The 13,069-nt window shown below is 62.0% G+C and carries 9 protein-coding genes and 1 tRNA gene; 7 read left to right on the top strand and 3 right to left on the bottom strand.

Going from position 1 to position 13,069, the window contains the following annotated elements:
• The first annotated feature begins 118 nt into the window (after positions 1–118).
• The 6 genes from rsmB to OKW44_RS29320 all read left to right on the top strand — a co-directional run bounded on the left by rsmB (position 119) and on the right by OKW44_RS29320 (position 7,329).
• Positions 119–1,558, top strand: a complete 1,440-nt coding sequence (rsmB, locus tag OKW44_RS29345) for a 16S rRNA (cytosine(967)-C(5))-methyltransferase RsmB (protein WP_026225537.1) — start codon at positions 119–121, stop codon at positions 1,556–1,558.
• Entirely contained in the window at positions 1,555–2,154 is a 600-nt protein-coding gene (locus OKW44_RS29340; protein WP_013088051.1) for a DUF4390 domain-containing protein, read from the top strand. The genes rsmB and OKW44_RS29340 overlap by 4 nt, the downstream gene beginning before the upstream one ends.
• On the top strand, positions 2,144–4,570 hold the full coding sequence (locus tag OKW44_RS29335; RefSeq protein ID WP_026225538.1) for a sensor histidine kinase: 2,427 nt from the start codon (positions 2,144–2,146) through the stop codon (positions 4,568–4,570). Before OKW44_RS29340 ends, OKW44_RS29335 begins: the two co-directional genes overlap by 11 nt.
• Positions 4,571–5,260 carry a response regulator transcription factor EsaR gene (esaR, locus tag OKW44_RS29330; RefSeq protein ID WP_018418968.1) on the top strand — a complete coding sequence of 230 codons (690 nt, stop codon included), beginning with the start codon at positions 4,571–4,573 and terminating at the stop codon, positions 5,258–5,260.
• 94 nt (positions 5,261–5,354) lie between these two features.
• Positions 5,355–5,430: transfer RNA gene (locus OKW44_RS29325), tRNA-Phe, on the top strand.
• 327 nt (positions 5,431–5,757) lie between these two features.
• Complete coding sequence (locus tag OKW44_RS29320; protein WP_018418969.1) at positions 5,758–7,329, top strand: tyrosine-type recombinase/integrase; 1,572 nt, start codon at positions 5,758–5,760, stop codon at positions 7,327–7,329.
• A 130-nt stretch (positions 7,330–7,459) separates the two neighbouring features.
• Here the strand turns inward: OKW44_RS29320 and OKW44_RS29315 are convergent, their stop codons facing one another.
• The 3 genes from OKW44_RS29315 to OKW44_RS29305 form a co-directional block, all read right to left on the bottom strand.
• Positions 7,460–7,651: a helix-turn-helix transcriptional regulator gene (locus tag OKW44_RS29315; protein WP_018418970.1), complete on the bottom strand. Its 192-nt coding sequence runs from the start codon at positions 7,649–7,651 to the stop codon at positions 7,460–7,462.
• Positions 7,652–7,979: 328 nt separating this feature from the next.
• Complete coding sequence (locus OKW44_RS29310) at positions 7,980–9,968, bottom strand: site-specific integrase (protein ID WP_018418971.1); 1,989 nt, start codon at positions 9,966–9,968, stop codon at positions 7,980–7,982.
• Positions 9,969–10,992: 1,024 nt separating this feature from the next.
• The gene (locus OKW44_RS29305; protein WP_084753998.1) at positions 10,993–11,235 is read right to left on the bottom strand and encodes a helix-turn-helix domain-containing protein; all 243 of its coding nucleotides are present in this window, start codon (positions 11,233–11,235) and stop codon (positions 10,993–10,995) included.
• Between the two features lie 210 nt (positions 11,236–11,445).
• On the opposite strand from OKW44_RS29305, the gene OKW44_RS29300 reads away from it, so the two are divergent.
• The gene (locus tag OKW44_RS29300) at positions 11,446–11,946 is read left to right on the top strand and encodes a hypothetical protein (RefSeq protein ID WP_018418973.1); all 501 of its coding nucleotides are present in this window, start codon (positions 11,446–11,448) and stop codon (positions 11,944–11,946) included.
• Positions 11,947–13,069: the final 1,123 nt, after the last annotated feature.

Below are 13,069 nucleotides of genomic sequence, written 5' to 3'. Positions count from 1 at the left end.
GCCACCGCGCGACAGCGTCTACGGCGAACACCCACGCATGGCGGCGCCCCACCGGCGCCACGCTACAATGTGCGCTGATTGCGCCGCGCGCACCGTGCGGCTTGCCCTTGCTCCCTTAATGACTTCAAAGCCTTCTTCGCGTTCTGCTTCCTCGTCGGCGCGTTCGCGCGAATCCCGTTTGTCGCCGCTGCATCTGTCGCCCGAATCGCTCGGGTTCGCACTCGATTGCGCGGCCCAGGCCGTCGGCGCCGTGCGTCTCGGCGCGGCCTTGCCCGCGGCGCTGCAAAGCGTTCTCGTGGCGGTGCCCGAGGGCAACGCCGCAGCGGCGCGCGGCGCGGTGCAGGATATCGCCTATCGCACGATGCGCCGTCTCGCGACCGCCGAGTGGCTGATCGCGAAGCTGGTGAAGAAGGCGCCTCCGCCGCACGTCGCGCATGTGCTCGCGGGCGCGCTCGCGCTGCTCGTCGACGAGGAAGCGAGCGCCGCCTACACGCCGTTCACGGTCGTCGACCAGGCGGTCAAGGTGATCGGCGCGCGTCGCGAGTTCGCGTTCGCGAAGGGGCTCGTCAACGCGGTGCTGCGCAACTTCTTGCGCGAGCGCGACACGTTGCTCGCCTCCGTGCAAGCCGATGAAGTAGCGCGCTGGAACTATCCCGCCTGGTGGATCGACGCGATGAAGCGCACATGGCCCGAGGCGTGGCAATCGGTGCTGGCCGCCGGCAACACGCAAGGTCCGCTGACGTTGCGCGTGAACGCGCGCCATTCGACGGTCGACGCCTATCTGCAAGTGCTGCAACGCCAGCAGATCGCCGCAAGCAAGGCTGGCGAGCACGCGGTCACGCTCGCGACGCCAATGCCGGTCGAGCGCATTCCGGGCTTCAGCGAAGGTGTCGTATCCGTACAGGACGCAGGGGCGCAACTCGCCGCGCAATTGCTCGGCGTGCGTGACGGCATGCGCGTGCTCGACGCATGCGCGGCCCCAGGCGGCAAGACCGGCCATCTGCTCGAACTCGCCAACATTCAACTCATCGCGCTCGAAAGCGATGCGTCTCGCGCGCGCCGCATCGGCGAAAACCTGCGGCGTCTGAAGCTCGAAGCGGAAGTGCGCATCGGCGACGCGGGCAACCCCGCGCAATGGCACGACGACCTCGACCAGCCGTTCGACCGCATCCTCGCCGACGTGCCGTGCTCGGCGTCGGGCATCGTGCGGCGTCATCCGGATATTCGCTGGCTGCGCCGCCAGTCCGATATCGCCGCGCTCGTCGCCGAACAGCGCCGCATTCTCGACGCGCTGTGGCCGCTCGTGAAACCGGGCGGCGAGTTGCTTTACGTTACCTGTTCGATCTTCCCCGAAGAGGGCGACTTGCAGGCACAGTGGTTTGGAAACCAGCATCAGGATGCGGTACGATTGGACGCGCCGGGGCAGCTTTTACCCTCAGTTGCCCGCGCGCCCGCCGACCCATCGGCCGGTTCTCATGCTGGACGACCCGCTGAATTCAGCGCCGGCACGAACTCAGACCACGACGGATTTTTCTACGCGCGCTTTCAGAAACGGTGACCATAAAACGCTTCTTCCCGCTTCGGCTCGCTGCCGTGCTCTGGATCGCGCTGGCCGTCTGGCTTGCAGCGCCGGGCGCGGCGCACGCTGACTCGATCGCGGTGCAGCGGGCGTCGCTGCAGGCCGACAACGGCGGCTGGAGTCTCGACGCGCATTTCGAATTCGAGCTGAACAGCAATCTCGAAGACGCGGTCAACAAAGGCATTCCGCTTTATTTCACGACCGATTTCGAACTGAGCCGGCCGCGCTGGTACTGGTTCGACGAGCAGCCGGTCAGCGTGTCGCAAAGTTTGCGGCTGTCGTTCCAGCCGCTCACGCGCGAATATCGCGTGTCGAGCGTGCAGTCGGGCGGCTTGCAGCTCGGCTTTTCCACGCTCAAAGATGCGCTCGCGGTGATCAAGCACGTGACGTCGTGGCACGTGATCGACCGCAATCAGGTGCGGGTCGGCGAAACCTATAACGCGTCGGTGCGCATGCAACTCGACATCGGGCTGATGCCCAAGCCGTTCCAGATCGACGCGGTGAACAACCGCGACTGGAACCTCGCCTCCGATTGGAAGCGCTTCACTTTCACGGCCGCCGATCGTGCTAAATAAAGTGCGCTCATCTTCCACCAGTGTCAGCAGCATCGTCGTGCGCGTGCTCGTGTCGACGGTCGCGGTGACGGCCGTGTTGCTGCTCGTGTTGCTGGCCGCCGCCAGCGCGAATACCGAATTCTTCGACCGCTATTACCAGTGGCTGTATGCGGCCAACGTCGCGGTCGCGTTGATCTTTCTGCTGGTGGTGGTGACGCTCGTCGTCATCATCATCGTGCGATTACGCACGGGTAAATTCGGCACACGGCTGCTCGCGAAGCTCGCGTTCTTCATGGCGCTGGTCGGTGTGGTGCCGGGCGGCATCATCTACATCGTGTCGTATCAGTTCGTGTCGCGCAGCATCGAGTCGTGGTTCGACGTGAACGTCGAAACCGCGCTCGCGTCCGGCCTCAATCTCGGGCGCGGCATGCTCGACGCGTCGTTGTCCGATCTGCAGACGAAGGCGCGTCTGATGTCCGAGCAGCTCGCGAGCGCGGATGCGGCCGGCACCACGTTGACGCTGCTGCGTCTGCGCGACCAGTTCGGCGTGCAGGACGCAACGATCGTCGAGCCGACCCGCAGCATGTCTGGCGCGACGCCGGACATGCACGTGGTCGCGCAGGCGTCCGGCAACTACGCGATGCTGCTGCCGAACGATCTGCCGACGCCGCTGATGATCGAGCAGGCGCGTGGCCACGGCTATGCGGCGATCGAAGGCGAAGTGGACGGCGATCCGAATGCGCAGGGCGGCAAGGGCGCACTGCGTCTGCGCGTGGTGCAGCGTATTCCCGATGCCAACGCGTCGCTATTGCAGCCCGCCGAGCGCTTCCTGCAATTGACGCAGCCGGTCTCGACGACACTCGCGCGCAATGCCGACTCGGTGCAGCGCGCGTATCGCGAGTATCAGGAGAAGGCGCTCGGCCGCACCGGCCTGCGCAAGATGTACATCGGCACGTTGACGCTGTCGCTGTTTCTCGCGACCTTCATCGCGATGATGCTCGCGTTGGCGCTCGGCAATCAGCTCGCGCGGCCGCTATTCCTGCTCGCGCAGGGCACGAAGGAAATCACCGAGGGCGACTACACGCCAAAGCGCGAGATCAAGTCGCGCGACGAACTCGGTTTCCTCACACAGTCGTTCAACGCGATGACGCGGCAATTGTCGGAAGCGCGCGGGGCGGTCGAGAAAAATCGTATCGCGCTCGAGCATTCGAAGGCGTATCTCGAGAGCATCCTCGCGAACCTGACCGCGGGTGTGTTCGTGTTCGACCGGCAATTCCGGCTGACCACCGCGAATCGAGGCGCTGAGCGGATTTTCCGTCAGCCGTTCCAGACGGTGCTCGGTTTCTCGCTCGATCAGATCGGCGTGCTCGGCGAATTCGGCGCGATGGTGCGCAAGGCATTCGCCGATCGCGAAGCGGCGAGTGAAGACGGCCATGACCACAACGGCCATTGGCAGCAACAGTTCTCGGTGCCGGTGCCGGGCGAAACCGAGCCGCTCACGCTGCTCGTGCGCGGCGCGCGCCTCGTCGCGGCGAACGAGCGCGACGCTGAAGACATGCAGACCGCGGGCTACGTGATCGTGTTCGACGACATCTCCGACGTGATCTCCGCGCAGCGTTCGATCGCATGGGGCGAAGTCGCGCGGCGCCTCGCGCACGAGATCAAGAATCCGCTCACGCCGATTCAACTGTCGGCCGAACGATTGCAGATGAAGCTCGCCGACAAGCTCGCGCCGTCGGATGCGGACGTGCTGAAGCGCGGCGCGACGACGATCGTCAATCAGGTCGCCGCGATGAAGCAGATGGTCGACGATTTCCGCGACTACGCGCGCACACCGCCCGCGGTACTCGCGCATCTGCAATTGAATGAACTGGTCAGCGAGGTGCTCACGCTGTACGGTATCGAAGAAGGCAAGGGCGCGATCCAGGTCGAGCTCGCGGCCTTGCCCGCGATACGCGGCGACGCGACGCAGTTGCGTCAGGTGATCCACAACCTTCTGCAGAACGCGCAGGACGCGGTCGCCGAAGTCGCGCATCCGCGTGTTTTGCTCGAGACGAGGACAGTAGAATACGGAGACCCCGACGCGCAAGGCAAGGCACGCGTCGCGGTCCGTCTGACAGTGTCGGATAACGGAGCAGGCTTCCCCGCGCGTATCCTCACGCGCGCGTTCGAGCCGTACGTGACGACCAAGGCCAAGGGTACGGGTCTGGGACTTGCGATGGTCAAGAAGATCGTCGACGAACATGGCGCGCGCATCGACATTCGCAATCGCATGAAGGCCGGCGACGTGATCGAAGGCGCGCAGATTTCGATTCTCTTCCTTCAGCTGGCGGACGACTCCGCGCAGCCGGGTGCACCTGGTTCGGGTGCGCATCCGGCGCACGGCGGCGCGTCGCAGGGAACGACAAAAGCAACAGTGCAGACAAGGGCAGCGTAAATGGCAACCATCCTGGTGGTAGATGATGAAATGGGCATCCGGGAACTGCTCTCGGAGATCCTCAGCGACGAGGGACACGTCGTGGAGGCCGCTGAAAACGCGCAGGAGGCGCGCGAGTTCCGTCTGCGTCAGGCGCCGGACCTCGTGCTGCTCGACATCTGGATGCCGGACACCGACGGCGTGACGCTGCTCAAGGAATGGGCCGCGCAAGGTCAATTGACGATGCCCGTCATCATGATGTCCGGTCACGCGACGATCGACACCGCGGTCGAGGCCACGAAGATCGGCGCGCTCAACTTCCTCGAAAAGCCGATCGCGTTGCAGAAGCTGTTAAAGGCGGTCGAGCAGGGACTCGCGCGTGGTAACGCGGCGGCCGTGCCTGGCGGCGTGGCTGCGAAGCCGGCGTTGCCGGTCACCGCATCGTCAGTCGCGTCGGCGGCCGCGTTGCCGATACTGTCGTCAGATGGCGTCGCCGGCGGCGCGCTTGTCGCGCAAACCGCGTCGATCTCGTTCGACATTCCGCTGCGCGATGCGCGCGATGCGTTCGAGCGCGCGTACTTCGAATATCACCTCGCGCGCGAGAACGGCAGCATGACGCGTGTCGCGGAGAAGACCGGTCTCGAGCGCACGCATCTTTATCGCAAGCTGAAGCAACTCGGTGTCGATCTCGGCAAGAACAAAGGGGAGTGAGCGCCACGTGTTGCATGCAAACGCGGCTCGGCCAAATTCCTTATGAAAGGACTTGCTGAACTTCGGATCGCTTGATATAGTTTCGTTCTTCGTTGGCCCGGTAGCTCAGTTGGTAGAGCAGCGGATTGAAAATCCGCGTGTCGGTGGTTCGATTCCGCCCCAGGCCACCAGAACAAAGTGCTGTGCTATCAACCTGATAGCGCAGCCGCAGCACCAGAAAAGGCCTCCCCGTGAGGCCTTTTCTGCGTCGGTCTGGCAGCTTTTCTGGCAAGGCCGGTGCGCACGGGTGCGGCTGACTGCGCATCACGGCGCCCACCGGTCTCGGGCGGGGCGCGTGCCCTGAAATTTCAGGGCGTCGCCGCCGGCCAGTCCGGTCACTACACGCAACTCCACGTTCCAGGAGTTGCCATGTCCCACTTTTCCCTTTTCACCCGTTCCCGCCGCCTGCCACTGCGTTGGCCTGCCGTTCCCACGTCCGTGCCACGCGGGAGGCTGTGATGGCGAGCATTTTCCAGGAAGGCGCGGGCTGGGCCGTGCGCAACCGCTCGCGCAACGACGCCTTCTATCAGGCAGGCTTCGCCTCCCGCGACAAGGCGAAGGCCTGGCTTAACCGGCATGAGAAGGCCATCAGGGAGCGCGGCAGGCCGTTCGGCCTCGGTCCGCACCGGACCACTCTCGCGCAGGCGCTGGCCGACTACGTGCCGCAGCGCGTGCCGTTTCGCAAGAGCGGCGACCAGCTCTGCCGGCGCCTGAACCGTTACCTGCGTTACGGCCGCCTGCCCACCTATACGGTGACACCCGTATCGCACCGCACCGAACCGTCCGGTAGCGGGCCCGACAAAAAGACGACGGTCTACTTCACGCTTGAGCGGGTGCCTGCAGCGCATGAGCGCGTCATCCCGCGCGGACTGGGCCCGTTCCGGCACGAGCAGGCCCGGCGTCACGAAAAGTCGGAGAAGCTGCGCGAACGTCTCGCGCGCATGAAAGTCGCGGACATCACGCGGCATGACATCCTGCAGTTCGTGCATGCCCTGCGCGAGGAAGGCCTGGCGACCCAGACCGTCGTGCACGAGCAGGCGATACTGCGGGAATTCTTCAACCACGCGCGTTCCGTCTGGAACTGGACCGACCCGGAGGACAATCCCGCGACCGACCTCAACATGCCCGACATCGACAATGCCCGCAATCGCATCCTGACCTCCGAGGAAGAGGCGCGGCTCCAGGCAGCCCTGGCCGACAGTAGCAATGTCCATGTTGCACCGTTCATCGCTCTCCTGCTGGAAACGGCGATGCGGCAGTCCGAGCTGCTCGTGACCACCCAGTGGCGGGATATCGACTGGGCGCGCCGCGTATTGCGACTGTGGGATGCCAAGTCCGGTGGGCGCGAGGTTCCGCTCACCCAGCATGCCATCGCCATCCTGCAGGCATTGCCGCGGGGGAATGATGAAGACCGCGTGTTCCCGGTGACCATTGCCGCGATAAACTCCGCGTGGAACAAGGCGGTTGGGCGGGCCGGCATCCAGGATATTCGCAAGCACGACCTGCGGCATTGTGCCCTGACGCGGACTGCGCGACTGCTGAAGGGTGACATCTTCCTCCTGAAGGTCGTCTCGGGGCACAAGACGCTCGCGCAGCTCGCGCGGTACGTCAATGCCAATGCGGATGACGCCGTCGAGGCGCTGGATGCCGCGCAGGCGGGGCACCCTGCCCCCCTGCACGCCCGGGGTGCGGTGAAACACCCGATGGTCGAGGACGCGGTCAGGGCGCTCGATGCTGCGCACGTGCCAGACGGGTCGCGTGTTGACGCTCAGGAGGCGGTCGCCAGCGCCCCGGACATGGACGCGGTGCAGGCGGTACCGATGACCGCTAACGGCGCGATTAAAACGACGATGCCCGTACGGCCGGGCGAACCGGCTGCGGCACCTGACGAAGTCGCCGGGCCGTCACTTGAAGACAACGGCCGGGTTCTCGGGCAGGGATGTGCGGTGGCACCTGACGTGTCCCTCGGCGTATCGGGAGCGGCGAACATCATTTCGTTCGCCGCGTGGCGCGCGCGTCACGCCGCCTGAGAGTGGCGGCGGTCGTTCATGCACAAAACGCCGGGCTCGTGAGAGCCCGGCGTTTTTTCTCAAGCTGGCTGGGTTCGGTGCTGGGGTCGCCTGCAGGACACGCGTGCAGGCGACCCGGACACCGAAGCGGTCAGACGCCTGGCATCCACATTTCCTGGGCGTGAAAGAACCGCTCGCGCCAGGCCTGCGCCCGCTCGGTCCAGACGTTGCGCTTGCCCAGACGTGCCGGGGGCGGAAACTCGCCCCGCGCAATCATGTGTTCCAGGCAGCGGGGCGAGATGCCGAGTTCGGTACAGACCTGGTCCTTGGTCAGTTGCGTCATGGTGATGGCCTTGTGGAGTGGGTAGACGATGTATAGCGCCCACACGGTTTGGTCAAAGTTGTCTGAAATTTTCGCGCGCTGTTGTTCGTTGAGGCGCCGGGGGGCAAACGCTCATCTCGCATGGTTGATGCCGCGCAGTGCGCAACGGGGCGCTCACGGGCTCAGCGCGGGCCCGATTTTGGCGTCGGCGCCGAAGTGGCCATTCTCGTTCCGGGTCGCCCCCGAATGCTGCGCCTTGACGAAAAAGGGGCCGCCCGTTCTAGGGGAGACGGCCCAGCCTGTGGCGCAGTCAAGGAAGCCGGTCCGTTGCAGCCTTGAGGTGTCTGACTCAGCTTTTCGTCGCGCGACTCACGGCTTCGAGATGCGCCTCAAATCGGGTGAAGGCGTCGTCCTGGCGAAGATGCGCGTAGTTCCTGAGCACAGTTTCGAGCTTGTCGTGCAGCAGCATCGCGGCGGTCAGGAAGTCATTCGGATGTTTCCTCAGCCAGTCAGTCGCCACGAGATGGCGCATGGCATGGGGTCCAAAGCCCGGAGTTTCGGGTACATGACGGCTTGTGAGTTTCTGGAAATGCGCGCCCAATCCCTTCCAGATATTCCCGTGCTGCGTGGGGAACACGACTTTGCAATCGGGCGCGTCCTTCGTCAGCCGTGGCCTGTATTCGACCAGATACTCTTCAATCCGCTCATTGAGCGCGGCCGGGAGCGGTGCGTCATAGTCCGATTGCTTAGCGTACTTCATGTTCTTGAAGTCTTTCGCCTCGAAGCGCAGACGCCACTGCCCGTCTTCCCGGCAATATAACGAACCATTCCCGTGCTCGCGCCAGGTCATCAGCGTGAAGTTCCGAACCCTGAGAGGGTTAGCCATCAGCATGGAAAGTAGTAACGCATCGCGTTTGTGAAGGGCTTCCTCGACCGAACCCGGCGCGCTCTCAGCCGCCAGCTGGTCGATTCGGGCAACCGCGCGGATTATGGGCCCAAGCGGCTCTGATAGATTCAGAAGCTGCTGAATCGGTTCATTGGGCTTGCGTGAAATATCATTGGCATCCTGTTTCCATTGTCGGTAAAGCCGATGAGCCCTCGAACATGCCTTGGTCCAGTTCTCCTGAAGCGTGCCCTCTGGCAATTTGTTCGCAAACTCTGGTTGCTGCGTCAGGTAGCCGGTAACCGGGTGAACCATGCTGGCACCAATAGAACAAAAGGTAGCGTGACCTGAATGAACCAGGCCGCCGGAGCGGTCCTTCAGGAAATTCAGGAAGGCCTCAATTGCGGAAGGGACAACAAGCCATGCCAAAGTCTGTGCCTCTTCCGGTAACTTGCCGAAGCCTCCCTTGGTTTCCGGATGAGACAGGAATCCGAGGTAGCCACGAACTTTTCCCATTGCGATTGAGGCGGTGACGCAGCCTTGGTTTCCTCTTCGCGCACAGGCCGGAATCGTCGCTGAAATCTTTTCCATTGGCAGCATTTGCCAGACGCCTTTTGTTGACCGCTCAAGCACAGGGCCTCTTGATGTCTTGTATTCGAAGTATGCGTTCCATTCCGCGTTGAGGCTGGCGGAGATGTCTGCTTCCTTCAATCGGTAGAAGCTTCGGGTGTTCACGCGCTGCCGCTCGCGAAAACCGATTGAGATTGACGGGCGGGCCCCCTCTTGCGACGTGTCAGGCAGGCGTCTCAATAACGTGTCCCGTTCCAGGCCAAGTTCGGCTTCGAGTCGATGCACACTCGGAATCGCCTGGGGATTCGGGTAGGCGCCTTTCAACCAGCGTTGAATGGCGGCAGGAGAAGAATGGACCAGTTTCGCCAGCGTTTTTGGCGCCACACCGGAGTTGGCCACGGCTTCGCGCAGGATTTGATGAAATGTGCCGGCAAGAGGTCGAACGACAGTGACTTCGCCGACTTTGTCGGTCGCGGATTGAGTCACGGCTTCAACGGTACGCTGCCACGCGCGAAGGTGGCTGCGCCGGTCGCTTTTTGTACGGGGAGTGACGTTCAACGCGTCAAGGTAAGACGCCAGTTTCTCGTTGAAGCCGTGAAGCATTTCGCGCCCGACCGAGGAGTCGTCGGTCTTGCCGACAAAGGCAAGGTAGGAATGCAGGCTTGAGAGATTGTTCCGGAAAACCCGCGTGTCAGCGGCGCTCAGCGCCTCTTTTGTGTCGAGAAGTTCTCCCTTCCGACGGGCGATGATGTCTTGATAGGTAAACTGCATTTCGGGCTCAGTGTTGCTCTCGCCGAGCTGCCGTGAGTCGCCACTTTCGTTATGGCAGAGTCTAACGTGATAACGAAACTTCTGTAAGTCAATGAAATCACAAATATTTTTCATGTGACCTCCGACCATCGGTTTTGCAGACTGATGGTCTATCGTCCGTTACACGCTCGGAGCGCTTCGAGAGAGGGTTGACAGTCACCTGTCTAACGACAGTTTTTATTCGTAAGCCGCTGGTACCGGGTGGGAAAGAGCTGGCGACAGGGACTAAATTGGCCGGGCGAATCGGACATCGTGCATCGAGCCCTGGAGAAGCGGTCGACGGGCCGCACGTCACCGGCGACCGAAGCGCGGACTAGCCGGCAGACCGGGCAGTCGCGCGACATTGATAAGAATTCAAGCTGCTGGCGAGGGTAGCGGCGGTTAGCAGGGCGACACCGCAAATCACCCGAAATTGGAGAATGAAGTGCGGAAAGCCGCCGTTATGGCTTTTGCGGCGTCACCCGGCGCAGGGAACGCATTGACTCGCCAGCGGCACTCTTTTTCAAGGGCAGGTCAACGCGGTCCTGATTCATTTAGCGAAGCCAGTTCGGCAAGATTTTCGAGCAAGACGGTGAGCGGCCGGTCATGTGAACGCCGCGTCTGGGCCTCGAGTCTTGCGTACAAAGCACGAAGGCGGAGTGGCGACACAACCGTCGATGCTGCGTTCGATGTCGCGGGAGGAAGAGACAGCAGTCTTGGGGGGGGCGGACAAAGGCGAGCGCTCGGGCCGCTCGAAGCGGGCGCGGCACATTTTTGAGAGGGCTTGCGGCCGAGGGGGAGCGGAAGAACTTTTAGCGTTCGAGAGGCTTGCGCTATACAGCGAATGAAATCAGCCTCCGCTTCTCCGACGCACCGCTACCTTGACGCCAGCGAACTCGCCGCCTTGCTCGGCGTCTCCGTGCGCACACTTACCCTGCGAGCAGAACACCGCCCCTGGCTGCTGCCGCCTCGCGCCGAGCTTCGTGACCGCGAACTGCTCCGTTGGCGGGAGGACGTGGTCGAAACATGGGCCACCGGAATTCCAAGAAATCGCTCAAATTTTAGAGACCCGGCCGAGCACTCTTGAAGGCGTCGACCTTCGTTCAGTTGGCGTCGCTGGCTACTCGCTCGTGTTTTCAGCCAGAAATTCACTTACCTGCGCCCCCAGCAACTCTGAGAGTTTCCACATGGCGTCGATGGTGACGTTTAACTTGCAGCGCTCAATCTGGCTTACGTAAGTGCGATGAAATCCGGCCGCGGTTGCCAGTGCTTCCTGCGAATAGCCTGCCTGGCGGCGCAGTCGCCTCAAATTTGCCGCTACTAGGCGGCGTGCGAGATTTGGTTCTGGTGCAATTTTAGACATGCCCGTAGGTTGTCTAAAACACGACTATAAATCTACACACACCCAACTCTACATATTGTAGACTCTCCATATTAATAGTCAGGTTTCTTGAGGCACTCCCTGCGTCGGGCCCGGCGCACGGAGTGTCGCCTTCGGTGGGGCCGTAGATGCCATTTGGAGGGCAGCGAAACTTGAGACGACTTGCGGCGAACGCCGAGCACTGGAGGTCCTATGGAACCAACTCATCTGACGCACATTCCGGCGTCGACCCGCGCGACGCTTTCGCACCTAGGAATTCCCGTCACTGCTTTTATCGATGGACGGGCCATTAGTGTTCCGCCGCATGAGTTGCCAGGCGAGGTCGAATGGCGGGTCGACCTTCTGAGGTGGCTAGTAAGGAAAGTCTTTTTCCATCTCGCATCCCTTCGACGAGACGAGCGTGTTCCGGCATTGCTCGCTATCGAAAAAAGATTGGTCGCAAAGTCCGGACTCCACGTGGTGGAAGCGGAGGCCGTGGCAGAGAGTGCTTTGCTTTCAATAAAGGACGCGTCCGACGAGGACGCGTCCGCCATCATGAACGCAATCAAGCTTCACGAAGCACACCTCGAATCTGAGTGGACGATGTTGGAGCAGCGTTACAACAAAATCATTCTTGGCGACAATGCTCCGAGAGGTGACGCTGAAGCAGGAGGACATCACGATGGTATCGACGACACGACTCGCGCTTTGTGAGGCAAACCGTATCTAGCCCAGGACCGACGGATGGGGCGAAACTCAGTGTCGATGGCTATATGACTGGACCGGACTTCGTCCAACTCATGCCGCTCCTCCTGATACCAGCGACATGTGCAGGAGTCGGCCTGTTGTTAGGGAGGCTGATTCGCGGGCGCCGTCCTCGAATCGAAATTGAGCACCCACGCCTTGCAATCAGCGCAGCATACCTTCGCGATGCACACAATAAATCGCTGTCGTCGCACACCCCTGCGCGCTGTGCCTTCGACTCGATGTACTTTTGTTTTCTCGAAATCGCTGCCACACGCAGCGCACAAAGTGAAGAGGGAATCGAGCATCCAAATGATGGCGTGGTAGAGCTGGGGCTAACTGCAATAAGCCCGTCAGCCGGCGACCGCTATGCCGTCAAATTACTTGCAGGTTGGGTTGCGAATGTAAGTCATTCTCTGCCGAGCGTAACCGTCAGGGATGCTTGCAAGCTCGCGGAGCGCATCCATGCGATGACCGTCGCTTTACTTTCGTAGCGGAACGCTACGAGCTACTGAAAACACAGAGGCAGAACGTCGCGTTGACGCCATTGCCACAGCGTCGACGGCGCCACCGCTGATGGTGTGATTCGAATCAATCTGATTGATGGCCATCGCGTAATACACGATGTAGGAGATAAAAATGCTGAGAGTGACAGTGGAGCTTTGGCCAGGCGGCCGAGAGTCGGGCAAGCGACTGCTCGCAACTGCGGACATTGTCCGGGTAAAAAGTGGGTGCGCTCGCAGACTACGCCATCCGGCTATACGACGACGTTCTTGGCGACATCGGCACTGCAACTTTGACGGGATACCCTCGCTGTGCTGGCACTGTGCTCGACCTCGCCACCCGTGCCATCGCTACTGCGCTTGCGGGTAGCGAGCAGCTACCGCCCCGCCCCGTAATGCCCGAGGTGACTGTGCACAAAAGTGGCACGACGCCATATGTGCGCATGCGTGAAATTCCTGAGCCTGCGCGAACGCTTTTTGCGAGGAACATGCGTAGCTCAACGTGCCCGCTAATCGAGGAAGACGATGAGCCGCGAGGCTGCGTCTACGCCTGGGATTGGGAAGACTTTTTGCGTGGGGCGAGATAGTGC

Origin of the sequence: Paraburkholderia lebeckiae (assembly GCF_050436325.1) — a bacterium.
Classification (GTDB): domain Bacteria; phylum Pseudomonadota; class Gammaproteobacteria; order Burkholderiales; family Burkholderiaceae; genus Paraburkholderia; species Paraburkholderia tuberum.
The sequence above is the reverse complement of the archived record's forward strand: the minus strand, read 5'-3'. Positions and strand labels throughout refer to the sequence as shown.